Origin of the sequence: Phnomibacter sp., assembly GCF_036803085.1 — a bacterium.
GTDB lineage: Bacteria > Bacteroidota > Bacteroidia > Chitinophagales > Chitinophagaceae > Phnomibacter.
This window is the reverse complement of sequence record NZ_DAIRUZ010000006.1, coordinates 242,777-268,639: the sequence shown is the minus strand read 5'-3', so window position 1 is coordinate 268,639 and position 25,863 is coordinate 242,777. Positions and strand designations below refer to the sequence as shown.

The 25,863-nt window shown below is 44.5% G+C and carries 26 protein-coding genes and 1 pseudogene; 4 read left to right on the top strand and 23 right to left on the bottom strand.

Annotated features, from left to right (window positions below; all coding sequences use genetic code 11):
- Positions 1-469: 469 nt before the first annotated feature.
- On the top strand, positions 470-1,285 hold the full coding sequence (locus V7Q13_RS13505) for an enoyl-ACP reductase FabI (protein WP_333801198.1): 816 nt from the start codon (positions 470-472) through the stop codon (positions 1,283-1,285).
- A gap of 103 nt (positions 1,286-1,388) precedes the next feature.
- A complete protein-coding gene (locus V7Q13_RS13500) occupies positions 1,389-1,655 on the top strand; it encodes a SemiSWEET family sugar transporter (protein ID WP_333801197.1) in 267 nt (88 codons plus the stop codon).
- A 65-nt stretch (positions 1,656-1,720) separates the two neighbouring features.
- Here the strand turns inward: V7Q13_RS13500 and V7Q13_RS13495 are convergent, their stop codons facing one another.
- Positions 1,721-1,942 carry a DUF2795 domain-containing protein gene (locus V7Q13_RS13495; protein WP_157477088.1) on the bottom strand — a complete coding sequence of 74 codons (222 nt, stop codon included), beginning with the start codon at positions 1,940-1,942 and terminating at the stop codon, positions 1,721-1,723.
- 158 nt (positions 1,943-2,100) lie between these two features.
- On the opposite strand from V7Q13_RS13495, the gene V7Q13_RS13490 reads away from it, so the two are divergent.
- Positions 2,101-2,754, top strand: coding sequence for an ABC transporter ATP-binding protein (locus V7Q13_RS13490; protein WP_333801196.1), 654 nt, complete (start codon positions 2,101-2,103; stop codon positions 2,752-2,754).
- A 4-nt stretch (positions 2,755-2,758) separates the two neighbouring features.
- Here the strand turns inward: V7Q13_RS13490 and V7Q13_RS13485 are convergent, their stop codons facing one another.
- From V7Q13_RS13485 to V7Q13_RS13390, 20 genes and pseudogenes are all read right to left on the bottom strand, one after another.
- Complete coding sequence (locus V7Q13_RS13485) at positions 2,759-3,322, bottom strand: cob(I)yrinic acid a,c-diamide adenosyltransferase (protein ID WP_333801195.1); 564 nt, start codon at positions 3,320-3,322, stop codon at positions 2,759-2,761.
- Positions 3,323-3,388: 66 nt separating this feature from the next.
- Positions 3,389-4,102 carry an ABC transporter ATP-binding protein gene (locus V7Q13_RS13480; RefSeq protein ID WP_333801194.1) on the bottom strand — a complete coding sequence of 238 codons (714 nt, stop codon included), beginning with the start codon at positions 4,100-4,102 and terminating at the stop codon, positions 3,389-3,391.
- 11 nt (positions 4,103-4,113) lie between these two features.
- The gene (gene gatC, locus V7Q13_RS13475) at positions 4,114-4,407 is read right to left on the bottom strand and encodes an Asp-tRNA(Asn)/Glu-tRNA(Gln) amidotransferase subunit GatC (RefSeq protein ID WP_333801193.1); all 294 of its coding nucleotides are present in this window, start codon (positions 4,405-4,407) and stop codon (positions 4,114-4,116) included.
- Positions 4,408-4,616: 209 nt separating this feature from the next.
- On the bottom strand, positions 4,617-5,669 hold the full coding sequence (locus V7Q13_RS13470) for a UDP-glucose--hexose-1-phosphate uridylyltransferase (RefSeq protein WP_333801192.1): 1,053 nt from the start codon (positions 5,667-5,669) through the stop codon (positions 4,617-4,619).
- 2 nt (positions 5,670-5,671) lie between these two features.
- Positions 5,672-6,823: a galactokinase gene (gene galK, locus V7Q13_RS13465; RefSeq protein ID WP_333801191.1), complete on the bottom strand. Its 1,152-nt coding sequence runs from the start codon at positions 6,821-6,823 to the stop codon at positions 5,672-5,674.
- 74 nt (positions 6,824-6,897) lie between these two features.
- Complete coding sequence (locus tag V7Q13_RS13460) at positions 6,898-8,298, bottom strand: arylsulfatase (protein WP_333801190.1); 1,401 nt, start codon at positions 8,296-8,298, stop codon at positions 6,898-6,900.
- Positions 8,299-8,759: 461 nt separating this feature from the next.
- Positions 8,760-9,305, bottom strand: coding sequence for a sulfatase-like hydrolase/transferase (locus V7Q13_RS13455; protein ID WP_333801189.1), 546 nt, complete (start codon positions 9,303-9,305; stop codon positions 8,760-8,762).
- A gap of 23 nt (positions 9,306-9,328) precedes the next feature.
- Positions 9,329-10,468 (bottom strand): formylglycine-generating enzyme family protein, encoded by a 1,140-nt coding sequence (locus tag V7Q13_RS13450; protein WP_333801188.1) that lies wholly within the window; start codon positions 10,466-10,468, stop codon positions 9,329-9,331.
- Between the two features lie 43 nt (positions 10,469-10,511).
- Positions 10,512-12,041: a sulfatase-like hydrolase/transferase gene (locus V7Q13_RS13445; protein ID WP_333801187.1), complete on the bottom strand. Its 1,530-nt coding sequence runs from the start codon at positions 12,039-12,041 to the stop codon at positions 10,512-10,514.
- A gap of 5 nt (positions 12,042-12,046) precedes the next feature.
- Positions 12,047-12,229: a hypothetical protein gene (locus tag V7Q13_RS13440; protein WP_333801201.1), complete on the bottom strand. Its 183-nt coding sequence runs from the start codon at positions 12,227-12,229 to the stop codon at positions 12,047-12,049.
- Positions 12,230-12,600: 371 nt separating this feature from the next.
- Positions 12,601-13,164, bottom strand: a pseudogene (locus tag V7Q13_RS13435) (integrase core domain-containing protein); the annotation flags it as partial.
- Positions 13,133-13,453, bottom strand: coding sequence for a glycoside hydrolase family 16 protein (locus V7Q13_RS13430; protein WP_333801186.1), 321 nt, complete (start codon positions 13,451-13,453; stop codon positions 13,133-13,135). The gene V7Q13_RS13430 and the pseudogene V7Q13_RS13435, both read right to left, overlap by 32 nt.
- A 171-nt stretch (positions 13,454-13,624) precedes the next feature.
- Positions 13,625-15,007: a tRNA uridine-5-carboxymethylaminomethyl(34) synthesis GTPase MnmE gene (mnmE, locus tag V7Q13_RS13425; RefSeq protein ID WP_333801185.1), complete on the bottom strand. Its 1,383-nt coding sequence runs from the start codon at positions 15,005-15,007 to the stop codon at positions 13,625-13,627.
- A 72-nt stretch (positions 15,008-15,079) separates the two neighbouring features.
- Complete coding sequence (locus V7Q13_RS13420) at positions 15,080-15,703, bottom strand: hypothetical protein (protein WP_333801184.1); 624 nt, start codon at positions 15,701-15,703, stop codon at positions 15,080-15,082.
- A gap of 37 nt (positions 15,704-15,740) precedes the next feature.
- Positions 15,741-16,559 carry an energy transducer TonB gene (locus tag V7Q13_RS13415; protein ID WP_333801183.1) on the bottom strand — a complete coding sequence of 273 codons (819 nt, stop codon included), beginning with the start codon at positions 16,557-16,559 and terminating at the stop codon, positions 15,741-15,743.
- 134 nt (positions 16,560-16,693) lie between these two features.
- Entirely contained in the window at positions 16,694-17,524 is an 831-nt protein-coding gene (locus V7Q13_RS13410) for an energy transducer TonB (RefSeq protein WP_333801182.1), read from the bottom strand.
- Positions 17,525-17,578: 54 nt separating this feature from the next.
- A complete protein-coding gene (locus tag V7Q13_RS13405; protein ID WP_333801181.1) occupies positions 17,579-18,124 on the bottom strand; it encodes an ExbD/TolR family protein in 546 nt (181 codons plus the stop codon).
- A gap of 41 nt (positions 18,125-18,165) precedes the next feature.
- A complete protein-coding gene (locus tag V7Q13_RS13400) occupies positions 18,166-18,789 on the bottom strand; it encodes an ExbD/TolR family protein (RefSeq protein WP_333801180.1) in 624 nt (207 codons plus the stop codon).
- Between the two features lie 122 nt (positions 18,790-18,911).
- A complete protein-coding gene (locus V7Q13_RS13395; protein ID WP_333801179.1) occupies positions 18,912-19,775 on the bottom strand; it encodes a MotA/TolQ/ExbB proton channel family protein in 864 nt (287 codons plus the stop codon).
- 12 nt (positions 19,776-19,787) lie between these two features.
- Positions 19,788-19,982: a hypothetical protein gene (locus tag V7Q13_RS13390; protein WP_333801178.1), complete on the bottom strand. Its 195-nt coding sequence runs from the start codon at positions 19,980-19,982 to the stop codon at positions 19,788-19,790.
- Positions 19,983-20,146: 164 nt separating this feature from the next.
- Between V7Q13_RS13390 and V7Q13_RS13385 the strand changes: the two genes are divergently transcribed.
- The gene (locus V7Q13_RS13385) at positions 20,147-22,696 is read left to right on the top strand and encodes a zinc-dependent metalloprotease (RefSeq protein WP_333801177.1); all 2,550 of its coding nucleotides are present in this window, start codon (positions 20,147-20,149) and stop codon (positions 22,694-22,696) included.
- Positions 22,697-23,032: 336 nt separating this feature from the next.
- Here the strand turns inward: V7Q13_RS13385 and V7Q13_RS13380 are convergent, their stop codons facing one another.
- Positions 23,033-24,322: an ABC transporter permease gene (locus V7Q13_RS13380; RefSeq protein WP_333801176.1), complete on the bottom strand. Its 1,290-nt coding sequence runs from the start codon at positions 24,320-24,322 to the stop codon at positions 23,033-23,035.
- A gap of 130 nt (positions 24,323-24,452) precedes the next feature.
- The gene (locus tag V7Q13_RS13375) at positions 24,453-25,832 is read right to left on the bottom strand and encodes an NADH-quinone oxidoreductase subunit N (RefSeq protein ID WP_333801175.1); all 1,380 of its coding nucleotides are present in this window, start codon (positions 25,830-25,832) and stop codon (positions 24,453-24,455) included.
- Positions 25,833-25,863: the final 31 nt, after the last annotated feature.

The following is a 25,863-nucleotide window of genomic DNA, read 5'->3' as shown; positions in this document are numbered from 1 at the left end:
GAAATTTTATTCAACCAACTTTTTGGCCAACTATTTTTTGAAGTTTTTTTTCAAGACACTCATCAGCAAAACCTAAAACCAACTTCAAAAAATTCTTACCCCAAAACCCTCATAAAGAACTATTCCTAAACCCATCAAAACATACTCGTTTTTCAAAAGCGGACGGCAAAGATAAGGGCATATTCATTCCCTCCAACTTTTTTTAGAATGAAAAATGATTGTAAAGCCTGAAAGCCTTGCCACGCTTGTATTTGAAGTGATTAATTAATTTTCTTTCCATTGAGTTGACCGAAATAATATTCGAAATTCTGTCTTCTTATTTAGTGCGTTTACTCTTTATTATTCATTCGACAGTAATGCTACGGCTTTTGCTCAAGGCATGCGGACATGTCATACTCTTATAAATCCTACATTTACCGCCGCGTTTATGCTAAAAGCGTGACCTATTAAAGACATAATCAGACTTATTATGGCGAATCAACTTTTGAAAGGAAAGAAGGGTATCATTTTCGGAGCCCTCAACGACCAGTCAATTGCCTGGAAAACTGCACAGAAGTGCTACGAAGAAGGCGCTGAGCTGGTGCTGACCAATGCCCCTATTGCACTACGCATGGGCGAAATCAATGCATTGGCTGAAGCTTGCGGCAATGCCCCTGTTATCCCGGCCGATGTTTCGAATGATGATGATATTAAAAAGCTGTTTACTGAAGCAATGGCTCATTTTGGCGGCCCGGTAGACTTTGTGCTGCACTCTGTTGGCATGAGTCTGAACATTCGTAAAGGCTTTCATTACACAAACCTGAACCACGATTTTCAGCATAAGACATTGGATATTTCGGCACTTAGCCTGCACCGGGTGTGCCAGGTGGCTTACGAAATGGACGCCATATCTGAATGGGGAAGCATCGTTGCTTTGACCTATATAGCAGCGCAGCGTGTATTTCCTGACTACAACGAAATGGCTGATGCCAAGGCCTTGCTCGAAAGCATTACCCGCAGTTTTGGCTATCACTATGGTAAGAAAAAGAAAGTGCGTATCAATACCATTAGCCAAAGCCCCACCCGTACCACTGCTGGCAGTGGCGTAAAGGGTTTTGATGGCTTTATGAGCTTTGCAGAAAAGATGAGCCCGTTGGGTAATGCTTCTGCTGAAGACTGCGCCAACTATTGTGTAACGATGTTTAGCGACCTTACCCGTATGGTGACCATGCAAAACCTTTTTCACGATGGCGGGTTCAGCTTTACCGGCGTAACGCAAGATGTGATAGAACAAATGGAAAAGTAAGGTCAGCAACTATCTGATAACAGACAACTCCCGGCCAACCTGCAGCAGCTCAAAACACAAAGCAGCGCAAAGCCGGGAGTTTCATTTTTAAAACCAAACACCTATGAACTGGGTAGAAATGGTTGGACTTGTAGGCTCGTTTCTGTCGTCGGTTACTTTTATGCCACAGGTATACAAAACCTGGAAAACGAGACGTGCCGATGATTTGAGCTTTGAAATGATGCTGATTGTCTTTATCAGCACCATTGTATGGCTTATTTATGGCATATTCAACAGCCCTATGCTTTGGCCGGTTATTATTTGTAACGGCATAGTATGTGTGCTGAGTTTATTGCTCATCTTTTTCAAACTAACGTTTAAGCAGCAATAAGAACAAAGAGAAAAGCCATTCTATAAAAGAATGGCTTTTTACAAACAGTTAGTGCTACTTGTAGATTAATATTCGTCTTCATTAAAGAAGAAATCATCCTGACTTGGATAGTCGGGCCAAATATCTTCGAGGCCTTCATAAATTTCGCCGTCGTCTTCCAGTTCCTGCAGGTTCTCCACTACTTCAATAGGAGCACCTGAACGAATTGAATAGTCAATCAGTTCATCTTTTGTGGCCGGCCAGGGGGCATCTTCGAGGTGAGATGCGAGTTCGAGTGTCCAAAACATACAGATTACCCTCCTTAAAAATTTTGGCAAATGTATATGTATCACAGAAATTACCAAATGTAGTTGTGCAAAGCCCATCAAATTGTGGAGTACCAACTGAAGTGTGGTTGATAAACACAGTGAATCAGATACTTTTACCGGAGAGAAAAATGAATGGTATGCTATCGGCGACAGGAATCAAGAAGCAATACGGAGATTTGACGATTCTGAAAGGGGTAGATATTTCGGTGGCAAAAGCCGAAGTGGTATCCATTGTGGGAGCTTCGGGAGCGGGCAAGAGTACGCTGCTCCACATTTTAGGTACCCTCGATCAACCCGACAGCGGCAGTATCAGCATCAACAACACAGAGGTGACCGGCTTGCAAGGCAATGCCCTGGCCCGGTTTCGCAATGAACATATCGGCTTTGTGTTTCAATTTCATCATTTACTGCCAGAGTTTACAGCACTGGAAAACATTTGCATACCCGGCTGGATTGGCAACAGCAACAAAAAAGCGGTGGAAGAAAGAGCACTGGAATTGCTGCGCCTGCTAGATTTGACCGATAGAAAAGACCACAAGCCATCTCAACTTTCTGGTGGTGAACAGCAGCGTATTGCTGTGGCCCGATCACTGATTAATCAGCCAGCCATTGTGTTTGCTGATGAGCCCACCGGCAACCTCGACAGCCAGCATGCTCAGGAATTACACGAACTTTTTTTTGAACTACGCCGTCAGCTGGGGCAAACATTTTTGATTGTGACCCATAATGAGTCGCTGGCGAACCTGAGCGACCGAAAACTGGTAATGAAAGATGGTGTAATTATTTCCTGATTTCCTACGAAACCCTTGGCTTCCATGGAATATCGGCCACCTTGTACAAATGGCCGGCATACCTGGCGAGCATAAAAAGATAATCGCTGAGCCGGTTGAGGTATTTGAGTACCAACGGCTCCACGGGTTCTTCCATCTCCATGAGTTGTACACACAACCGCTCTGCACGTCGGCACACGCAGCGGGTAATATGAATAGTAGAAATGGTGGGGTGCCCGCCGGGCAAAATGAATGATTTCATCGGCTCCAGCACTTCGTCCATACTGTCCATTTCGGTTTCGAGGAGGCTGATGTCCGACGGTTTGAGGTCAGGAATTTTGAGGGGTGTTTCTTTATTGGGATCGCAGGCCAGCGAAGACCCGATGGTAAATAAGCGATCCTGAATCTCTAGCAACACTTTGCCCGATGCTTCATGCTGAAGCAAATCTCTGATTAATCCGATGTAAGAATTGAGTTCGTCGATAGTACCGTAAGACTCAATACGGCTGTGGTTCTTCAATACTTTTGTACCACCAATAAGCGAAGTGGTACCCTTATCTCCTGTTTTAGTATAAATCTTAAATGCCATGTTTATTTACCTGTAATAGTGGGTGTAACAAAGGCAATGTAGGAATGTTCAGAAGATTGCCCACGATTATTCATGCACATGTTCATGCTTGCGGCTTACTTGCGTATGATCACTTTCCACCACGCCGTCACGTAAGCGTATTACCCTTTTGGCGTAGCCGGCAATATCTTCTTCGTGGGTAACCAACACCACCGTATTGCCCGCTTCCTGAATGGCAGAAAAGAGGTCCATAATTTCTACGGAAGTTTTAGAATCAAGGTTACCGGTAGGTTCGTCGGCCAAAATAATAGCCGGACTATTGACCAAGGCCCGGGCAATGGCTACCCGCTGAATTTGACCACCGCTAAGCTCATTGGGCTTGTGATGGCTTCTATCGGCCAACCCTACTTTCTGGAGCACTTCCATCGCCATTTCGCGGCGCTGCTTTTTGGCAATGCCTGCGTAAATAAGCGGCAGGGCCACATTATCAGCAGCACTCAGCCTTGGCAACAGGTTAAACTGTTGAAACACGAAGCCAATTTCTTTGTTACGAATTTGCGCCAGGTCGGCATCCTCCATTTTGCTTACATCTTTATCATTTAAAATGTAAGTGCCGGAAGTTGGGCTATCCAAACAGCCGAGGATATTCATAAGGGTGCTTTTGCCCGACCCCGAAGGACCCATGAGGGCTACGTATTCATTTTTGTAAATGTCAAGATTTAAACCCTTGAGCACTTCCAACGACTGGCTGCCCATGAAATAGGACTTACGAATATTACTGATGTGAATGATACCCTGCATGATGTTATTGATTAGTCGCGTTTGATCACTTTTGGAACCTTGAAGAATGACTCGTTTTTGTGCGGCGCATTTTGCAATGCCTTTGCCACCGGCAAGTTTTCGCCGGGCATGTCTTCCCGATACACATTGGCAGCTTCGCCCATGAACCTGAGTGGGGCCACGCCTGTGGTATCCAGTTCATTCAGCTTTTCTACAAAGCCAATTATTTTTTCCATGTCGGCTTGCATGGCCTGCTTTGCAGCCGGGTCAAATTCGAGCCGGGCAAGGTTGGCCAAATGGCCGATGAGTTTTTCGTCTACAGTCATACCTCAAAATAAATTGCGTGGTAAAAGTAAAGCAAAGGGATGCTTACCTGTGTAAACGATTGGTTTAACGGTGAAATGCAGTTATTAAAGCCAGCCTGATGGTTGCTAAAGGCGATTGAAGAATGACAAGCCCGAAGTACCTGCACTAAAAAGCCCACCCCAAAAAGGAGCGGGCCTATATATTGTTCGTGATGACGAACAAATGGGCACTATTGCTGAGCGGCACTGTGTTTGTAGTGCACTTCGCTAAGGCTGCGGAGTTTGTCAGCTGCCATTTCTGCTGTAATGTCACGCTGGGGGGTGGCCAGCATTTCGTAGCCCACCATAAACTTTTTAACTGTGGCACTTCGCAGCAATGGCGGATAAAAATGCATGTGCCAATGCCAGCCTGGTTTAGGCGATTCATTTACCGGCATTTGGTGCATACCTGCAGAGTAAGGAAAGGAAGTGCTGAATAAATTATCGTATCGGGTAGTCAGTCGCTTTAGCACATCGGCCAAAGCTGTGTCTTCTTCCGCAGTAAATTGAGTAACCTGCTGTACATGTCTTTTGGAAATAATCATGGTTTCGTAAGGCCAAACTGCCCAGTACGGTACCAATGCCACAAAGTGCTCATTTTCTACCACAATGCGTTCTTGCTTTTGCAACTCCAAAGTGAGGTAATCACTCAGCAGGCTGCGACCATGTTTCTCGAAGTATTGCTGTTGCTGTGTGGTTTCTTTTTGCAACTCTACGGGCACAGATGTAGAAGCCCATATTTGACCATGCGGATGTGGATTGCTACACCCCATGATGTCGCCTTTGTTTTCAAAAATTTGGATATACCGGATGTTTGTATGGGCCGCCAGCGCCGTAAATTCTTCTTTCCAAAGCTGAATTACTTTTTCAATATCAGCCACATCCATCAACGGAAGTGTGAGGCTGTGATTGGGCGAAAAACAAATTACCCGGCACATGCCGGCCTCACTTTTACTAACCAATAAATCTTGCTCATTGGTGCCACCTGTGGGTGTATCTGACAGCAGGGCAGAAAAATCATTTGTAAACACGAACGGATTTGTGTAAACCGGATTGATTGCACCTTCCGACCGTTTATTGCCGGGGCATAAATAACAAGTGGGGTCGTATGCTGGCAGCGATGTATTGGAAGCCGCTTCTACCTTTCCCTGCCAGGGCCTTTTCATGCGGTGGGGTGAAACCAATATAAACTCACCCGTTAAAATATTGAGCCTCGTATGCGGATGCTCCGTTGTATTAAACATGCTTATATAATTTCTGTGCCGTTTTTAATGGATGCCACGAACACGTCCAGGGGCAGCTGCATGGCAGCCTCATACGCAGGGCGTACAGCAGCAACCAACGCATCTATGGCCGACTCTTGTACAATGTTGATGGTACAACCACCAAAGCCGCCACCCATCATTCTGGCACCTAAAACTTCTGGTCTGTTCCGTACAAAATCAACCAGAAAATCCAACTCTTTGCAGCTAACAGCATAGAGCTTACTTAGTCCATCATGCGTAGCAAACATTTTTTGCCCCATGGCAGCAATGTTGCCTTGCTGCAAATCACTACAAGCATCTTGCAACCTGGCTATCTCATCAACAACATAGCGGCTACGGTTGTACACCACAGCGTCTTTAGGCTGCACATGTTCATCCAGCATAGCAATGGTAGCATCTCTCAGTGATTGCACTTCTGGATGATGAGCACTCACCCACTCCACTGCTTGTGTACATTCTTTGCGGCGGGTATTGTATTCCGACGATGCGAGTGAATGTTTTACGTTAGTGTTGAGCAATACAATTTTGTAACCATCCAAATTGAAAGGCACATATTCGTATGCCAACGAACGACAATCCAATTTTATCACCTGATTTTCTTTGCCCATCATAGATGCAAACTGATCCATGATGCCGCACATAACGCCTGCATATTCATGCTCGGCCTTTTGTGCCATTTCTACCATGGCCACTCTGTCGATATTTGTTTGCAACAAATGGTTTAGAGTAAATACGGTAGCACACTCTACCGCTGCTGATGATGACAAACCTGCACCCATGGGTACATCGCTGGTGAGCAACGCATTGAAGCCGGTCAATTGTATACCCCGCTTTGTAAACTGTGCTGCCGAACCAAGTATATAGTTGGGCCAACTCACATCTCCAACAGGTTTTAAATCGGTAACGGAAATAGAAAAAGATTCATTTAAATCAAGAGCAGTTAAATGAATCTGGTCATCATCTCTTAATGAAATGGCGATGTATGCAGCTTTGTCGATTGCTGCAGGCAATACAAATCCGTTGTTATAATCGGTATGTTCGCCAATAATATTTACCCTGCCGGGAGATCGAACGATGATGGTTGGTGTAGTGTTGTATGCAGCTAAAAATGCAGCGGATATTTTTTCTTTCATAATGCTGTAAAAATATAGATTCTATAATGGCGACTGTCATTTACTATCTACTGCAGACATCAAGAAATGACATGCTATTTTATTTGAAAAAGCGGGTGTGCAGCCGTTGTGTGTTCCCGATCCATCAGTAGTTCGAGTTGCTTTACCAATGCAGTGTGCTGCGCAGCAATATTGTGTTGCTCCCCAATGTCAGTTGTAAGATCATAGAGTTCCGTTTTAATGGGTCCGGTGCCTTTAAAAAAACGGATGGCTTTCCAGTTGTCTTTCCGAATAGCCTGCTTAAATCCACCTTCGTAAAACTCCCAGTACAAGCAATCTCTTGGCGGTTGTGTTTTGCCCAACAATGAGGGCAGCAATGAAACGCCATCTACAGCAGCCGTAGGAGTAGCACCTGCTATAGCACAAAGAGTGGGTACCACATCCCAAAATGCGCCCATGCTTGCAGAGTTGGTACCGGCTGCAATCTTGTTTTTCCAACTCACTACAAAAGGAACACGAATACCACCTTCGTACAAATCTCTTTTAATGCCCCGCAATGGTCCGCTGCTCTGCATTGCTGCTACATCTTTGCGGGTTCGGCCTCCTTCGGCATGAGTGCCATTATCACTGGTAAAAATGATGATGGTTTCATCTTCTATGTGCAGCTTTTTAAGTGTTGCTACCACTTCGCCAATGTAATAATCCATTTGCGATACCATGGCTGCGTAGGCTGCCTTGGGGTATTGCTGATAGCCATAATGCTGGTTACTTCTTTGTGGCACTTCTTCCTCAAACTTGCTGCTGCCGTCGGGATGGAGATATGGCTGTAAAAAAGCCTGCGGCACGTTCAACTCTGCATGAGGCAAAGTGAAGGACAGGTATAGAAAAAAAGGCTGCTGTTGTTGCTGTTCAATAAAGCGGATGGCTTCGTCTTTAAACCATTCGTTGGAATATTTATTGCCGGGTATTTTCACCTTGGCCGGCGTACCGCTTTGCAATTGCCATGCAGAATCGGGCAATTGATAATGGCCTTCTACATGATGTAGCAATCCGGAAAAGAAATCCCATCCTTTGTAAGCTGGTTGCCCGGTTGTATTCGCCTGGCCAAGTCCCCATTTACCCACCATGCCATTCACGTATCCGGATTTATGCAAATATTGCGGCAGCACACTATCAGCAGCAGGCAGCGGTACTTCGCCATTGCCACGAATGGTGAGGTGGCCGGTATGCTGGCCTGTCATTAATGAAGCTCTTGACGGAGCACACACAGTACTACCTGAATAAAAATCGGTAAACCGGATGCCTTTTTTTGCCAGCGCATCTATGTTCGGTGTTTGTATAGCGGTTGAGCCGTAGCAACCCAAATCGCCATATCCAAGATCATCGGCCAAAATGAAAATGATGTTTGGCTTTTTCGATGATGCCTGTGCGTACACATGTGAAGTGGTAGCCAATAAAAAAACTGTAACAAATAAAATAGCGGTTTTGTGAGTCATACATTCATTACTTTTTTACTGTTTACCATTAATCCAACACTACTGACAAACGGGATTCTCAACCAGATTGGCGCTTACGTTTAACTCTCCCGGCGGTATCGGAAATGCTTCAGATTTTTCGGGAAGATAAATAACTGAATAATTGGGGACGTTATCACTCAAGGCCCTGGTGTAAGAAGCTTGCACAGCATGCTAACGTTTCAGGTAAAAGTAACGCTAGCCTTCAAATGCAATTTCCACTATTCCTTAATGCCGCACAATAAATCTGAGAGCAGCCTGCCTCAAATTGGTTCCATCAACTGCCTCAACTGCAGGCTTACCTACCTTGTACGAACCTGATTGATCAACGAATATACTTCGGCAGTCAATTGATTACTTTCAATCAAGGTTTCAGTTGGAGGTTTATCTCGGTCGTTCCGTACCATCTCAGTAAAATGTTTCGAAACTTACACGCCCAAATATCAAAACGTCTTTGTCAATGCACTGTATCCGGGATTGATAACAGGTGTTTTTGCAGCATTATTTTCCAGCCAACGAAATAGTTTTTTGGAAAGATGCATAGCCATTTTACGATGGCTTACTACTAAATTGTTTTTCTCGGCCACATCATTCACCAAGTCATACAATGCTATCCTTTTATCTTCGAAAAAATAGACCAATTTGTAGGACCCCACACGAATAGCTGCTCCGGGTTTACCTTTTTCCTGCCGCCCTTTTATCCAATCAGTTACACCCGTTTTTACAGGATACTTACCTGTCATGATACTGGCACGGGTAGGGCTACAAACCGGGCTGGTGGCATACCCTTGCAAAAACCGGACACCGTTTGCTGCGAGTTTATCCAAATTGGGGGTTTCGTAAAATGTGCTGCCATAGCAGCCTAAGTCGGCCCAGCCAAGGTCGTCTGCTACAATCAATATCACATTTGGCTGTTTCGTGTTTTGCTGAGCAGTAGCAACAAACGCTTGTACACACAAATACAAAAACGTGACTATTGATTTATGCATTGCTAACTTTTTTTGATCACTCGTTATGGGGCTTTCACATCCTTTACACACCTAAAACCGGTATGCTCTAATCCAGTATCCGGACTACTCTTCATGCGACGTGCTACTCTGTAGCCGCTACAGTAAGCATCGTTACACAAAAAGCTACCACCACGCAGCACTCTTTTAGGTGTGTGTGGCTCTTGCGGATCATAACTTTTTTGCGGCCCTTGCGGGTTAGTTGCAATAGCAGATGCTTGTGTTTGGTAATATTGATGATCATACCAATCGCTGCACCACTCCCACACATTACCCGCCATATCAAAAAGGCCATACCGGTTGCAATCAAAGCGCATTACTGGCGCAAGCTTTGCAAAACCGTCTTTGTTTTCGTTCAGGTAAGGAAATTTTCCTTCCCAACTATTGGTCTTGGTTGCACCCGCATTTACATGCTCATTACCCCATGGGTAAATATTGTTGCTAAGGCCCCCACGTGCTGCATATTCCCACTCAGCTTCAGTAGGCAGTCGCTTACCGGCCCATTTGCAATAAGCCATGGCATCAAACCAGCTTATATGCACCACAGGGAAGTTTTCCTTCCCTGTGATATTGCTTTGTGGTCCTTCAGGATGTTTCCAATCGGCACCGGACACCCAACTCCACCATTGGCTGTAGTCATTCAAATCTACCGGGCCTGCAGATGGCTTAAACACAAGCGATGCTGCCACCATTACACTGTCGGGCGGTTTTGGAGTGCCTGGTGGCAAAGTCTTTTTTAATTCGTTCCAGTCGGGTTTTCTTTCTGCGGTAGTGATATACCCCGTAGCGTTTACAAACTGCTGAAATTGCGCATTCGTTACTTCAGTAGCATCCATATAAAATGCGCTGACTGACACTTTGTGTTTGGGATACTCATCTGCAGCTGCTTGTTCATTATCGCCGCCCATTTCAAAAGTGCCCGCAGGTATGAACACCATGCCTGCATACGAAGTATCCGCACTGCTGTCGTTGATAGAATCGGCGGACAAATTACCAAACCGGGAAGGCACTTGCATACATGCATGCACAGAATCTGGCGATGGTGTTGTTTGTTGCTCTGTATTGCGGGTACCGCAACCAATGCATATTCCCAACAGTAGCAAACTTTGCGCCACCATCCACTTATTACTTTTCTTGCAGCACATGTACATAACCGTTGATTTAAGTGGCAAAACAAATCCGGCGCAACTATTGCTTCCGGATATTGGCCAGTTGTTTTTGCATTTGCTTTACCCGCTCCGGATATTCAACTGCAAGATTTTTTGTTTCGCCGGGATCGGTGGCTAAATTATACAATTGTGGGGTAGCAAGATTGCCCAATTCGGTATTGGTATCCTTGTTGCTTTTAGGACCTTTAGATGGTTCAATATATTTCCATTCGCCAACCAGTAATGAGAGTGTTGAGTTGATAGATTGCTCCACCAAAAACGCTCTGTGTTGCTGGCTTTTGTTGAGCAAAACCGGCAAACTGTTTTTACTGTCTGGCGCTTGCCCCGATGGCACAGTTCCTCCGGTCAAATTTGCAAGCATTGCATACAAATCTATCTGACTAAATAAGGCGTTATTTACTTTACCGCCTTTTATTTTTCCTTTCCAGCTTACAATGAATGGAACACGAGTGCCCGCCTCAAATGCGCTATACTTACCGCCACGGAAAATACCGGCAGGATTGTGATTGCCCAACTTTTCTACAGCATCATCTTTATATCCATCATCAATCACTTGTCCGTTATCACTGGTAAAAATGATCAGTGTATTTTCCAAAATGCCATTTTTCTTCAACATGGCTTCTATCTGTCCTACAGTCCAGTCTAACTGCAACAACACATCACCTCTTGGTCCAAAACCACTTTTGCCAGCAAATCTTTCATGAGCCAACCGTGGCACATGAATATCGTGTGTAGAGAAATACAAGAAAAACGGATTGCTTTGCTGCTTGGTGATATATGCTTCAGCTTTTTGCACAAGCATGTCTGCAAAATCTTCATCACGCCACAGCGCTGCACTCCCCCCTTTCATATAGCCAATTCTGCTAACTCCGTTTACAATAGTCATGTCGTGACCGTGAGAAGGAAGCATTTTCAACAATTCAGGATTCATTTTCCCCGTTGGCGCAGCCGGATCTACAGGTGCAACGTAGCTTACAGTTATGGGATCGTTTTTATCAAGATTAACTACTTGATGATTTTCTACAAAAACACAAGGCACCCGATCGCCGGTGGCCGGAATAAGAAATGAATAATTAAATCCAATCTCCAGAGGGCCGGGGGTAATTTTCCCGTTCCAGTCTGCCCGCTTAGCATCGCCCAAACCCAAATGCCACTTACCTATTACTGCCGTATTGTAACCTGCTTTTTGCAGCATGCCTGGCAGCGTAGTTGTTTCTACGGGTATGAGCAAGCTGGCATCGCCGGGTGCAATGCCTGTTCCTTCTTTACGCCAGGCATACTTGCCTGTAAGCAATGAAAATCGGGAGGGCGTACAGGTTGCGGATGTAGCATGTGCATTGGTAAACCGCACACCATTCTTCGCCAAACGATCAATGTTGGGTGTAGGTATAGCAGAAGTGCCGTAAGCACCCACATCACCATAACCCAAATCATCTGTATAAATAAGAATGATATTTGGCTTGTCTTTTTTACCTGACTGTGCCATGGCTGGTACTAAACTGCCTATAAAAAAGATGCCCAACAGCAATTGTTGAAATGGATATCGCATGAAAATTATTTATTGTTTGGCTCTTTGATGTAACTGTATGAATACGTTTTGGCTGTGAGCAAATAAGGAGCATGAGTGTAGGCACCCCAACTGTTGTCACCTCCTACGCCACGCTGGTTCAGGTCTATGTGAATGAACATAAATCCACACTGGTTCAAATTGAATAGTGGGGTTTTCCCATATAGCATTTGTACCCTGCGCAGCTGCAATGCCGCCATGAATCAGGAAAATAAAAATGAAGCTAACGATGCTGAGAGCGACTTTTTTTAAACAGGCATTCATCATCAGGTAATTTTCACATCAAATAAAATGCACTATTACATGCCCTGCCAAATAGCCTTTGGCAGGCCATAGCAATGGCAGCTAAAATATTGTAAGACGGTATCCTGTTCCGCTCAAAAACAGGGGGCATCTGTGGCACTGTTAATACCTTAAATCAGTTAGCCATTTGAAACTACTTTTTATACTCAGATGGAGATACGCCAAACTGCTCTTGTAAACGCTTCCTGAAATATTTAATATCGTTGAAGCCCGACTCGAAGTATAAGTACCCCTTTTCTCAGACAGCTTTAATTAGAGTATTGAAGGTATAGTTTTGTTTTAATTTCCATTCTTCGGGAGTATGATTCTGAAGTGATTCATGTGGTCTTTTGGTGTTGTATTCTTCTATCCATTCACGGGTAAGTATTCTTACTTCCTGTAGTTCAAAAAACAGATAAGCATCTAACACAGCTTCTCTGTACAGTCTGTTGAACCTTTCTATATAACCGTTTTGCATAGGCCTGCCAGCTTGTATAAACTGGATGATTATCCCTTTCTCTTTGCACCAAAACTCAAGCTCTTTTGACATAAATTCAGAACCGTTATCTGTTCGTATTGTTGTTGGTTTACCTCTTTGTTCAATAATCTTTTCCAGTACTCTTACCACCCTTTTTGCAGAAATTGAGGTATCTATTTCAATAGCCAGCACTTCTCGTGTACAATTGTCGATTACATTGAAGGTTCTGAACTTTCTGTTACCTACCATGCTGTCACTCATAATCCCGATAGCTATCGGGACCATACTCCAGCGCTGGTTAATCTGTTCCTGTTTAAGCAATGACTGTCTTACCCTGGCAGGCAACGTGTGTAGGATTAGGCTTTCGTTCCTTTTTACCTGTTATTACCAAAGAGCCGCCTTCACATGTGGCATTCTCTTTTTGATACCACCGCGTTTCTTCATTCCTTTTAAATCCTGTTTCAATACCCCATTTGGAAGAATCAGGTTCACCGTCGGTATTAAATTCATCTGACCAAACCAATTGGTAAGAAGGAGATATTGGTGATGGTATGAAAACAGGAGATGTATTACCGTAAGATTCTTGTCCTCTTAGCAAGCAACAAACGATTTGAATGGCCAGCAATACTTCCATTAGTTTTCAAAATCAGCTTGAAGAATTCGTCATATCGGTCATGGACTGACTGATAAGTTTGAACAATAAATGTATCGTTTGTTTGTCACGAAGCAGAAACCAGTGTTTCAATCGACAGGTGTAATTCTTTCAATAAAATGTGCCAGCAAAAAATACTTTACATAATGGGTTTTACTTTCCGATACAAAACTTTGAAAAGATAAAGTCCAACTGATCCTCGTTGGTAATGGTACCGGTAATTTCTCCCAAAAAATGAAGACAACGGCGTATGTCTAATGCAATCAAATCGCCGGGTATGTGCTGCGAAAGGCCTTGCTGTATTTCAGTTAAACTATTATGTACTTCTTGTAGTGCAGCAAAATGCCGGGCATTGGTTACAATGGTACTTTCCTGATTGGTTTTACCCTGCATTACTGTTTGTACAAGATTGGTTTTCAGCAGATCCAGATTAATATGACTTTTAGCACTTATGGGCACATATGTATAAGCGCCCAGCCTCGCTTCGGTTATACCGGCTGCATGGTCAGCTTTGTTACCAATCAGCACAAATTGCCTTGCGTTGTCCTTCAATAAAGTCACCGCCTCTTTGAGTTCGTTTTCGTTATAACTGTGTACATCAAACAGGTATAAAACAACATCTGCTTTGCGCAGTTTTTCCAGGCTTTTTTCTACACCTATGCTTTCAATTACATCGCCGCTTTGCCGTATACCTGCGGTATCAATCAACCTGAATAAAACACCGTCAATATTCAACACTTCTTCAATGGTATCACGGGTGGTACCGGCTATTTCACTTACAATGGCCCTGTTTTCATTGAGCAACGCATTGAGCAAAGTACTTTTGCCCGCATTGGGTTTGCCAATAATTGCAACAGATACGCCTTCTTTAATGACGTTTCCTAATTTAAAACTATTCATCAGTTGTTGCACAACTGTATTAATCGATACAAGCAGTTGCTGCAACGCAGTTCTATCGGCAAACTCTACATCTTCTGTAGCAAAATCAAGCTCCAGTTCAATCAACGCACTAAATTGAATCAGTTGCTCCCGAAGTTGCGCCAGCACATGGCTGAAACCGCCACGCATTTGATGCAAGGCCGCTTGTTGTGCAGCAGCCGTTTGGCTGGCAATAATATCAGCCACTGCTTCTGCCTGCGCCAAATCCATTTTGCCATTCAAAAAAGCACGTTGTGTAAACTCCCCGGGCTTTGCCAGCCGTGCACCAAGAGCTATGCAGGCATCAATGGTTTGTTGTAAAATATAGGGCGAGCCATGGCAACTGATTTCTATTACATCTTCGCCAGTAAAGCTTTTAGGATTGCGGAACAAACTAATAACCACTTCATCAATTGCATATTCGTTATATTTCAACCAGCCGACATGCAATGTATGCGATGGTTTACTGGCAATTTTTTTTCCGGGCATTAATGCATCGGCAATGGCAATAGCCTGCGGGCCACTCAACCGAACTACACCAAGGGCGCCAATGCCGGGCGGTGTAGAAAGCGCTACAATTGTATCGCTCCATGCAGGAGCTGCTTGGCTATTTGTCATACAAGCAAAGATGCTGTAAAAAAAGAAAAGCCTGCAAACGATGCAGGCTTTCTTGTTGTATGCAAATGTTGTTTACTGCACAGCAATGATGTTGAGGTAGCCGCGGTAAGCAACCCTCACCCCCTGGCTTTCTGCTGCCTTCCATTCTTTCATTTGTATGAACTGCTGCAAAATACTATCCTGAAAAAGTGAGCCATCTCCTTTAATACTTGCTTCTACAAGCGTACCCTCAGCATCTACAAGAAATGAAATGGAAAAGCGTGTTTTTTTTGTATCTCCAGCATTGCCAGCTATTGCAAATTGGTTGTCTCCCAACCACTTTTTCCATCCACTCATTGATTCTTGCTCAGGCAATACGTCTACTTGTGTCATCACCATGGTGATGGGCTCTTTTTGCATAGCTGGCCAAAAGGTTTCTTGCTGGTTAATGCTGATGTACTCAAACATATTGCCAGATTGGGCTTGCGTAGCCATGCCCCCTGGCTCTATCATCACCTTTCCCAACCATTGTGTTTTACCGGGCATCTGCTGCTGCAATGTTGCGGTGGTTTTTCTTTCTGTGTTTTGCGCCTTTGCAAATACAGGAAACAACAACACAAATGAAAAAAGAATGATTACGAAAGGCATTAAAATATGACTTACAGGATTGCCTTTACCGGGAACAGCTATAGCTATTGCATGATTGTAGTGTTTCATAGTGTTGTGTTATTGATGATTACTCATATTGAACAGCTTAATCTAACCGAAAAATAATCGGTTGACTGTGGCGGTATTTTACCCGTCTGTTATTCTGTTCAGCAGGAATCCATTTGGGGCCTCGGGCTATAATGCGAACCGCTTCTTCAGCCAAACCATTTCCGGGATCATTCAAAGCCACCACATCGCTTACGTTGCCTTCTGTATCAATCACAAATTGTACTCTTACTACACCTTGCGTTTCATCATTGATGGCAGCATCAGGATATTGCAGGTTACGTTCGAGATAACGGCGCCAGGCATCTATACCTCCTGGAAACTCAGCAGGCATTTCCACTTTCACAAATACAGTGTCGTTGTTTATTTGACCTTGCAATGGTTGTACCGCTTCTCCTGTACCTTTTTCTGATGGTGGAGCTACTATGCCTTCATCTTTTCCGCCATCAATATTCATGGTACCAATTTTTGAATCTTCCAGCACGTCCATTTCTGGTGGCATTGCATCGGCTGGCACGTCTTCATCTTTTACAATGGCGGGAGGCGTAAACATGGCAGTTTGCACAGCAGAAGGTGGTGGAGGCGCAACAGGCGGCGGTGGTGGAGGCGGCATTGTTTCTTTATAATCAACTAACACCACATCTTTGGTTTGTATCACATCTTTAAGACTGTTATCTGTGCTGCGAGATAATACAGAACCGACGAAAGCGGTGATACAGATGGCGGCCATGGCTGTCATAGCTATTCCAAGGCGTTTGTTGTAAGCCCGACGCAACTCATAGGCGCCGTATGCTTTGTTTCTGCCATCAAATACGATATCGAGGATATCGGCTTGCAGGAGTTTAGTTGCGTCCATCATAGCTTATAGAATTTACAACTATGATGAACATGGTTTCATAAATCCATAAGGTTGATAAAAAATACTTTTAACTGGCGCAATAAAAAAAGAGCATCCTGTACGGATGCTCTTTTACATAAATCTATTTGCGTGAATTACTCGAGGCGGAAGGTGATAGCCTGAATGTGACGGTAAATTACTTTACGACCATTCTGTTCGGCAGGTGTCCATTTGGGGCCACGCTTAATGATGCGTACAGCTTCTTCAGCCAGACCATCGCCTGGATCGTTGAGGGCTTGCACTTCACTAATGTTTCCTTCCTTGTCTACAATAAACTGCACTTTTACTACACCTTGTGTACCATTCTCCTGAGCATCGTCAGGGTACTGTAGGTTACGTTCGAGGTAGCGGCGCCATGCATCGGGACCACCAGGGAATTCAGCAGGGTTTTCCACCTTGGTAAATACCTTGTCGTAGTCTTCTTCCACAGCTTTTGGAGCTACTACATCACCGGTACCTTTTGATTCAACGGGAGGGGCAACGATGCCATCATCCTTTGTACCTTCCTGGTTGATTGTACCAATTTTGGCCTCTTCAATCTTATCGATTTCAGGTGGCTTTTCATCTTCTTTCACTTCCTCATCCTTTACAATTTTGGGAGGAGTGAATTTTGCGATTTCAATTTTTGGAGGCTCAGGCATTTTGGGTGGAGGAGGCGGAGGTGGCGGCTCATTTTTGGGCTGCTCTTTCACCTCTTCCAGCTTCACGTCCTGCACTTCCATTTTCGCCTTCTTGTTCTTTTCAGCTTCTTTAGAAATAACTGAGCCGAGGAAGATCAACAACGCAATCAAAATCATAGCTGAAATAGCTACAGTAAGGCGTTTGTTGTACGATCTCCGCAGTTCGTAGGCTCCGTATTCCTTATTCCGGCCGTCGAACAAGATGTCGAGGAAATCGGCGTTCAAAATTTTGTTTACGTCCATCATAGCGGTAAGTATTTGCTATTTAGATTCAGTTCTGTTTCAAATTCCACAAAAAAATTATTTGCCGCCGCCGCCAGCTTCAACAGTCAGGTCAATGAGCTGCTGTTCTGGTTCTGAAATGTCAACTAATGCGTAGCGTTTTACTTCATTGATGGTCATCTCGTCGAGGGCATCAACCACATCGCGGAATTTAGCTTCCTTGGTTGGCTTTATAACGATTACCAGGTCTTTGTCATCCGTTGATTTTTTCTTGTTCAAAATTACATCGCGGATGCCAGAGAAGTTATCGCTTTTAAAGTTTGAGCCATCATCGGCCAGTATGCCTTCGTAGTAAAATACATTTCTGTCTTTACCCAGCATAATGGTGAGAGCTCCGGAAGCTTTGGCTTTGTTTTGTTCTTCAGGCTTTTCGGTATCCTTCGGCAAAAAGAGGTTCATTGCCGTAGGAGTACTCATGGTAGTGGTGAAGATGAAAAAGGTAATGAGCAGAAAGCCCAAATCCACCATGGCGGTAAGATCGACTCTCGTAGATTGCTTTTTACTCTTTTTTACACCCGGCCCTTTTTTATGGCCACCGCCACCGCCTTCTCCTATATCTGCCATAGCGTAAGTTTTTAAGTGTTGTTATTAATCAATTCCTGTTCTTATTCAGCAGCACCACCCTTGGCCTTTTTTGCTGCAGATTCTGCAGCAGGAGAGTTCAATGGCAGGGGCTCCTGGTTGGTGATGATTTTAAACTTCAACTGATCACTTTTCTTAAATGCATCAATTACATTTTTGAAAACGGGATACGTTGCGTCTTTGTCACCTTTTACCATCAGGTGCAGTTTTTCACCCAAGAAGACTGTTGTAGTAGAGGCTATCCATTCAGTGAGTTCATTGCTGGTGCTGTCTTTGCAGGGGATACCCGGCATAGAAGAACCTTTTGCCATCTCTTCTTTTGGAAGATTGAGGAATGATTTCAACTGTGATAATGGTGTAGCAAAAAACTCGGCTTTACCGGCTTTTTTTACCTCATCTGGTGTCAGCTGTAGGTTCAACCGCTTGTTCAGGTCGTCTACTACCTGAATTTTCCGCTCTTCTTCTGAGTACGACAGGTACACTTTGCCATCGGGGCTGAGTGTAACCAGGCACTGGTCTTGTTCTTCTGCAGCTTTAGAAGAAACGGAATTGGGCGTAACCACAGATACAGCCTCTGGTGGTTTGAACTTGGTGGTAAGAATGAAGAAGGACAAGAGGAGGAAGGCCACGTCAACAAACGCGGTCATATCTACCCAAGTGCTTTTTCGTGCAATTTTAGGCCTACCCATATTACTTGTTTCAATGAATTAAAAATGAGATTCAAACACTGTGCTTTTCCATACGGAGTACAGAAAAACAGACCCGCCCATTACTTGTACAGTGAGGCGAAGCTCTGAGTCAGCGTGAAGCCAGATTCATCGATACCGAAAGTAATACCATCGATACGGGTAGTAAAGATGTTGTAGAATACCAGGGCGATGGCTGAAGTACCGATACCCAAAGCCGTGTTGTACAGGGCTTCTGAGATACCAATAGCCAGAGCGGCAGCAGCTTGTGCACCGGCGCTTTCGTCACCCAGTGATGCGAATGATTTAATCATACCCATTACAGTACCCAACAGGGCTACGAGGGTTGCCAGCGATACAATAGTAGAAAGGAACACGAGGTTCTTTTCAAGCATTGGCAGTTCGAGAGCTGTTGCTTCTTCTACTTCTTTTTGAATGGCAGCCAGTTTCTGGTCTGTTTCGAGGCCAGCTTCGGTAGTCATTTCTTTGTACTTACGAAGGCCAGCTTTCATTACGTTACCTACGCTACCTTTTTGCTTGTCGCACTCACCCAAAGCGGCGTCAACGTTTTTGTTGGCCAGGTGGTACTGCACTTTACGAATGAACTCGCTGATGTTTCCTTTACCGCTTGCTTTGCTGATAGTGAGGAAACGCTCAATAGCAAATGTCCAAACCATCAGGTTCAAACCAATCAACAAAGGAACGATGATACCACCTTCATAGGCACGAACCAATGCACCTTTGGGGCCTTGGTGGCTAGGCCAAAATCCGCCGTTCAAATCGGGCTTGCTAAAGTTGCTGGGATCTCCCAGTACAAAGCGCCAGATAACATACCCAGCAATAATACACGCAATTGGAGCAATATAGCTAATCATATTGCTGCTCTTCTTAGGCTGAACAGAAGTGGCAGCCTTGGCCACAGTTGCAGTCGGTTTGTTTTCTGCCATGATCGTTGGTTTTTAGTTTAAAATTCTTTTTGTTAGAAATTTAGCAATTGGGTGGCAATTGTACTGAAAAAATGAATTCAGCAACATGACATCACGTTTTTTTTCATCAGAAATAAAGATATGTTTTTGCACAGCAACCCTTATAGCACAAGTTTTGGTTTTGCCAGCAGGTGATGTAATAAAATGAACGTCTAATGGTGTTGGCATTGAGAAAATTTCAATTTAACTCCGGCCAATAAAACGATTCACCTGCCACTCCACACATTCCGTTATGATGCTTCGCTCAATTGAACACCTAACACTTACCTTTCAAAAGTCTTTTTTTCAATCCTTTAATTTATATGCTTAAAAATTACGTCAAACTAGCGTGTGTGTCAGTACTGGCTGGAAGCCTGCTGACTGCCGGGGCGCAAGATCGCCGTACGCCTCCCCCAACTCCTGCGGCACCCTCTGGTACCCAAACCGGAATGCCCAATGGTGCCCCCAGGCCTACAGCACCTGCTGTAAGCAAATCGCCAAAGCCTTACAAAGAAGTAGTAACCGACAAAGCAAAGTCGCAAAGCGGTTTGTTTAAAGTGCATGTGGTAGAAGACAAGTACCTGCTGGAAATAGCCAACAACATGCTTGGCCGCGACCTGCTGGTTGTAAACCGAATTGGCAAAGGCGCTGCCGGTGTTCGCTCAGGTTTTGCTGGCTTTGCCGGCGATATCATCAGCGAATCTGTGATTCGTTTTGAAAAGGGCCCCGAAGACAAAATCTTCCTCAACAAAATCAGCTACCGCGAAAGAGCAACAGACTCTACCGGCGGCATGTACAAATCGCTGATGAACTCCAGCATACAACCCATTTTGTATGCTTTTAAAGTAGAAGCTTACGGAAAAGATTCTGCCAGTGCAGTTATCGACATCACCACCCTGCTGAATACTGATAACGACCTGCTGTTTTTTGATGCCGGCGATAAGCGTTCATTCAGTCTCGGTTCGGTACAGCCCGACAAATCTTACATAGTAGGCGTAACTACCTACCCCAACAACCTTAATATTCGTACGGTAAAAACTTACAGCCGCGGCGGTAGCCCTGCTGCCGGTGGCCTGTCGTTGGGTTTTGGAGGCGGCGGTGGCAATACCGACCCTGCTACATTTGAGCTCAACAGCTCCATTATTGCATTGCCCAAAACACCTATGAAGCCCCGCCACTGGGACAACCGTGTAGGTTATTTTGCCACAGGATATGTAGATTTTGATGCCAACCCACAGGGTGTAAAATCTATTACCCTTGCCCGCCGCTGGCGCCTGGAACCAAAGCCGGAAGATGTAGCAAAATACAAGCGTGGCGAATTGGTAGAACCACAAAAGCCCATCATTTATTACATCGACCCCAGCACCCCTAAGAAGTGGATACCATACCTCATTCAAGGTGTAAACGACTGGCAGGTTGCTTTTGAAAAAGCAGGTTTCAAAAACGCCATCATGGCTAAAATGCCACCAACGAAAGATGAAGATTCTACCTGGAGTTTGGAAGATGCCCGTTACTCTGCCATCGTGTACAAGCCATCAGATGTGCCTAACGCCAGCGGTCCTAATGTGCAGGACCCTCGCAGTGGCGAAATTCTCGAAAGCCATATTAACTGGTATCACAACGTAATGAAGCTCGTTCACGATTGGTACATGGTACAAACCGCCGCCGTAGATACCCGTGCCCGCAAAATGGTGTTTGATGATGAACTGATGGGTCAGCTCATTCGATTTGTGAGCAGCCACGAAGTTGGTCATACTATTGGTCTTCGCCACAACTTTGGCTCTTCTTCTACAGTACCCGTAGAAAAGCTACGTGACAAAGCCTGGGTAGAAGCCAATGGCCACACCCCATCTATAATGGACTATGCCCGTTTTAACTATGTAGCTCAACCAGAAGATAATATCACCGAGAAAGGATTGTTTCCACGCATCAGTGATTATGATATGTGGGCAATTGAGTGGGGCTATCGCTGGTATGATACCAAAACAGCTGAAGAAGACAAAGCGACATTGAATACCCTTACCATCGAAAAACTGAAAAACCCACGCAACTGGTGGGGCGATGGCGAAACCTGGGGTGATGATCCTCGTTCGCAAACAGAAGACCTGGGCGACAATGCCATGAAGGCCAGCACCTATGGTATTAAAAACTTGCAGCGCATTCTGCCTAACCTGTACGATTGGACTAAGCAGCAAGGCGAAGGCTACGATGATTATCAAAACATGTATGGTCAGGTAATTGGTCAGTTTGGCCGCTACATTGGCCATGTAAGCCGCTACATTGGTGGCTTGGAGCGTACCCCCAAAACCGTAGATCAAGAAGGTGCCATCTATAGCTTTACCAGCAAGGCAAAGCAAAAAGATGCCATGAAATGGTTGCAAGACAACGTGTTTACTACTCCTAAGTGGGTAATAGACAGCCGCTACACCAGCCTTACCAACCAGGCGCCACAAACGGTAATCAGCAGCTTGCAAAGCCGTGCCCTCAGCACCATGTTTAGTGGCAACACAGCTGCCAAGCTCAGCCGCTTTGAAGCCGAAAAGCCTGCAGAAGCGTATACCATTGTAGAAATGATGACTGATTTGCGCAAAGGTATTTTCAGCGAACTGGCAGCTAAAAAACCAGTAGACATTTTCCGTCGTTCTTTGCAAAAAGATTTTGCTGAAAGACTGATTAGCTTGCTGGCACCACCAGCTGCTCCGCAGCAAATTGCACCCGGCATTACCATTCAGGTAGGCGGTGGCGCATCTGCTACTTCTGATCTGCTGTCGGTAGCCAAAGCGCAACTGAAAACATTGCAGGCTGAAATTAAAGCTGCATTGCCCGCAACTACAGACAGTGCTACTAAGATGCACCTCAGCGATTTGAATGATCGTATTGAACGTGCTCTGAAAGCCGACTAAGCGGTATTGTACCAATAATAAAAAAGCCTGTAGCTATTTGCTGCAGGCTTTTTTTGATGTCTGATGTCTGATGTCTGATGTCTGATATGAAGACAACGAACTTTTCAATTATTGCTCGGTCGTTCCGGCTCTTTGTGCCTGTGTAGTTGAAGAGATAATTGATGATAGATAGCTGATTGATAACGGAAAAGCTTTCTAACAAACCGCAGTATTCAATTGTGCTGCTTTGTGGTTCAAGAAGCTATTATAGATGAGAATACTGCCTTACAAACTGCAATCCCGATAGCTATCGGGAGCAAACTGCAAACGCAATTTATTCAATGTGGTTCAAAAAAATTACTCGTAGCGCAGGGCCACAATAGGGTCGAGCTTGGCTGCTTTGCCTGCTGGATAAACACCTGCTAACAAACCTGTTACAAAACAAATAATAACGCCAGCAAAAACCCAGCCCCATGGTATTACAAACCCCGTATTGAGGATGATGCCAAAAATATTGCCCACTACAACACCCAGCACTATGCCAATGGCTGCACCCAATAAACTAATAATGATAGACTCGAATAAAAACTGACGCCGAATAGTTTGGCTGGTAGCGCCTATGGCCTTGCTTAATCCAACCTCCTTGGTACGCTCTGTTACGGCAACGAGCATTATGTTCATCAATCCAATAGCGGCACCAATAAGCGTGATTAAACCAATAACAGCCGCTGAGCCAGTGATGCCGCTCAAAAAGCCAATAAACTTTTCAGCCAAAGCATCGCTTTTATCAATGTAAAAGTTGTCGTTTTCCTGAATATCTAGCTTACGGATATTTCTGAATACACCGGTGGCCTGTCCTACGGCATTATCCAGCAATTTGTAATCGCTAACCATTACTCCTATGCTAAAAGTGCCGATACTGGAAGACACCTGACGGATATTGTTGTAACTAGTAATAGCCACGTTATCGAGATTGAGAAATGCACTGGCGCCTTTCTTTTCCAACACCCCGATAACCAGATAAGGGCGGTTGCCAATTTTTACAATTTTATCGATGGCTTTTTTAGCATTGCCTTCAAAGCAGCGGTTCAGCACTTCATCGCCAATAACCACCACGGCCCGGCCGGTTTCCACTTCATTCAAAGTAAAGTTTCTACCCGCTGCCATTTTGTAGCCGTTCAGTTCCAGGTAGTTTTCATCGCCCCCCTGAAATGCAACATTGGGGTTTGTTTTGTATGCTTTTTCGTTGGTGATGTATTGTACCGTTTCATTAAAACTGCCCCTGAGAGAAATGCTAACTGTAGCGGGGTAAGTGTAACTTCTTTTAAATCCTACCGCTTCCTGGTAGGTGATAAAACGACCCGTATTGGAGGTACGTACTTTCTGTGCCGACTTGGTGGTTTTTTGTACAGACCGGTTGTTATTGCCCCCCATGAAAAAATTACGTTCCCGAAAACGGATGTTGAACCCGTTTGCCCCCATGGTACTAAAGCTTTCCCTGAGGCTTTGGTTCATGGCTTCGATGGCGGTAATGATGCCAATAAGGGCCATTATACCCAAGGCTATAATGGCCACAGTAATACCGGTACGCAGTTTATTCACCTTCACGGTTTGCCACGCCAGCCCTATTGAATCACCTATTTGCATGGTATAAAGGTATGGCTAATGCGGGCTGACATTTTACCACTGATAAAGTTATACCGCTTGGCATCATTGATTTGAGCACAAAAAAAGCGACCTGTTGTGCAGGCCGCTTTAGTATCTATAAAATTGATGATTAAAAATACAGGTACTGTAAAATCCATTGTGGCATTACCCCGAGAAAAATTACAATAGCCGCCACGCCAATAAGCAAATAACGGAAAGCTGGTGCCACAGGAAGGCTGCTTACGATTTCGCCATCTTTAAAATACATGGCTTGTATTACACGGAAATAGTAATACACGCTAATGGCAGCGCAAAGCATGGCCAAAATCATGAGCCACAAGTATTTGCCACCAGTGGCTGCAGCTGCTGCTACCATGTAGTACTTGCTAAAGAAACCAACCGTCAACGGAATGCCTGCGAGGCTCAGCAAAAAGATAGTCAGTGCAACAGCTATCATGGGTTCACGCTTGCTGAAACCATTGAAGCCATTGAAAGTATAATCTTCCATTTTGGCTAACACGGCAAACAAGCCAATGGTTGCCAATGAGTATGCCGCAGCATACAATACAATGCCTTCTTTGCCCCAGTTATTCATGGCAAACAAAGCAAACAGCATAAAGCCAGCTTGCGCTATTGATGAATAGGCCAGCATGCGTTTTACGCTTTGCTGAAAAACAGCTGTGATATTACCAATCAGCAATGTGAGGGCTATGATAATAGCCATCACCATTTGCCACTTGCCTTCAATAATGCTGTAAGAACCCTCGAATAGTTTTACAAATGCAACCAGGGCTGCCACTTTTACAATGGTGGCCATAAAAGATGTAAAGACGGTAGGTGCACCATCGTACACATCGGGCGTCCAGAAATGAAAAGGCGCTGCACTTACTTTAAAAGCCATGGCAACCAGCACCAGCAACATACCACCCACCAGATTGTAACTCATGGGAGCACCCAAAATGCTAAACTTCGTAAGTAAAAATGAGCCTGTTCCACCATAGATAAGGGCTATACCCATCAGCATAATGCCTGTGCTGAATGAACCCATCAAGAAGTATTTCAAACCTGCTTCTACACTTTTCAGGTTACGCTTATCGGCAGCAGTAAGAATGTACAGTGGAATAGAAATGATTTCGATACCGAGGAACAGCATGAGCAGATTGGTGTAGCTGGTGGCAATACCTACGCCGGCAAAAATGAAAAACATCAATGCATAGTATTCTGCTACATGGTTGCCTACTTTTTCAATATCGCGGCCACTAAGCAAAAAGTAAATAAGACCAGCCGCCAGCATTATTTCATTCAGCAGCAATCCAAAGCGGGTTGTTTCCAGCATGTCTTTTGTGTTCACCACAAATACAGGGTCGTGATACAATTCCCAGCTGTTGAGCACCAGCAACAAAGCCATGAGGACGGTGGCCAATAAAGTAGCCTGGTGCTTTTGCTTCATCAGCAAACCACCAAACATCATGACTACACCCAGTAAACCGCCAAAAATGATTAGGTTCATAATATCAGCTTCGTATTGAAAAAATTAGATC

Coding starts and splice junctions, on each gene's coding strand:
- V7Q13_RS13480 (WP_333801194.1), bottom strand. CDS start 4,102: ATGCAGGGTATCATTCACATCAGTAATATTCGTAAGTCCTATTTCATG.
- V7Q13_RS13450 (WP_333801188.1), bottom strand. CDS start 10,468: ATGTGCTGCAAGAAAAGTAATAAGTGGATGGTGGCGCAAAGTTTGCTA.
- V7Q13_RS13505 (WP_333801198.1), top strand. CDS start 470: ATGGCGAATCAACTTTTGAAAGGAAAGAAGGGTATCATTTTCGGAGCC.
- V7Q13_RS13400 (WP_333801180.1), bottom strand. CDS start 18,789: ATGACCGCGTTTGTTGACGTGGCCTTCCTCCTCTTGTCCTTCTTCATT.
- V7Q13_RS13375 (WP_333801175.1), bottom strand. CDS start 25,832: ATGAACCTAATCATTTTTGGCGGTTTACTGGGTGTAGTCATGATGTTT.
- V7Q13_RS13405 (WP_333801181.1), bottom strand. CDS start 18,124: ATGGCAGATATAGGAGAAGGCGGTGGCGGTGGCCATAAAAAAGGGCCG.
- V7Q13_RS13415 (WP_333801183.1), bottom strand. CDS start 16,559: ATGATGGACGCAACTAAACTCCTGCAAGCCGATATCCTCGATATCGTA.
- V7Q13_RS13495 (WP_157477088.1), bottom strand. CDS start 1,942: ATGTTTTGGACACTCGAACTCGCATCTCACCTCGAAGATGCCCCCTGG.
- V7Q13_RS13500 (WP_333801197.1), top strand. CDS start 1,389: ATGAACTGGGTAGAAATGGTTGGACTTGTAGGCTCGTTTCTGTCGTCG.
- V7Q13_RS13445 (WP_333801187.1), bottom strand. CDS start 12,041: ATGCGATATCCATTTCAACAATTGCTGTTGGGCATCTTTTTTATAGGC.
- V7Q13_RS13470 (WP_333801192.1), bottom strand. CDS start 5,669: ATGTTTAATACAACGGAGCATCCGCATACGAGGCTCAATATTTTAACG.
- V7Q13_RS13460 (WP_333801190.1), bottom strand. CDS start 8,298: ATGACTCACAAAACCGCTATTTTATTTGTTACAGTTTTTTTATTGGCT.
- galK (WP_333801191.1), bottom strand. CDS start 6,823: ATGAAAGAAAAAATATCCGCTGCATTTTTAGCTGCATACAACACTACA.
- V7Q13_RS13485 (WP_333801195.1), bottom strand. CDS start 3,322: ATGGCATTTAAGATTTATACTAAAACAGGAGATAAGGGTACCACTTCG.
- V7Q13_RS13410 (WP_333801182.1), bottom strand. CDS start 17,524: ATGATGGACGTAAACAAAATTTTGAACGCCGATTTCCTCGACATCTTG.
- V7Q13_RS13395 (WP_333801179.1), bottom strand. CDS start 19,775: ATGGCAGAAAACAAACCGACTGCAACTGTGGCCAAGGCTGCCACTTCT.
- V7Q13_RS13380 (WP_333801176.1), bottom strand. CDS start 24,322: ATGCAAATAGGTGATTCAATAGGGCTGGCGTGGCAAACCGTGAAGGTG.
- V7Q13_RS13420 (WP_333801184.1), bottom strand. CDS start 15,703: ATGAAACACTACAATCATGCAATAGCTATAGCTGTTCCCGGTAAAGGC.
- V7Q13_RS13490 (WP_333801196.1), top strand. CDS start 2,101: ATGCTATCGGCGACAGGAATCAAGAAGCAATACGGAGATTTGACGATT.
- V7Q13_RS13440 (WP_333801201.1), bottom strand. CDS start 12,229: ATGCTATATGGGAAAACCCCACTATTCAATTTGAACCAGTGTGGATTT.
- gatC (WP_333801193.1), bottom strand. CDS start 4,407: ATGACTGTAGACGAAAAACTCATCGGCCATTTGGCCAACCTTGCCCGG.
- V7Q13_RS13430 (WP_333801186.1), bottom strand. CDS start 13,453: ATGGAAGTATTGCTGGCCATTCAAATCGTTTGTTGCTTGCTAAGAGGA.
- V7Q13_RS13455 (WP_333801189.1), bottom strand. CDS start 9,305: ATGCATAAATCAATAGTCACGTTTTTGTATTTGTGTGTACAAGCGTTT.
- V7Q13_RS13390 (WP_333801178.1), bottom strand. CDS start 19,982: ATGCCAACACCATTAGACGTTCATTTTATTACATCACCTGCTGGCAAA.
- mnmE (WP_333801185.1), bottom strand. CDS start 15,007: ATGACAAATAGCCAAGCAGCTCCTGCATGGAGCGATACAATTGTAGCG.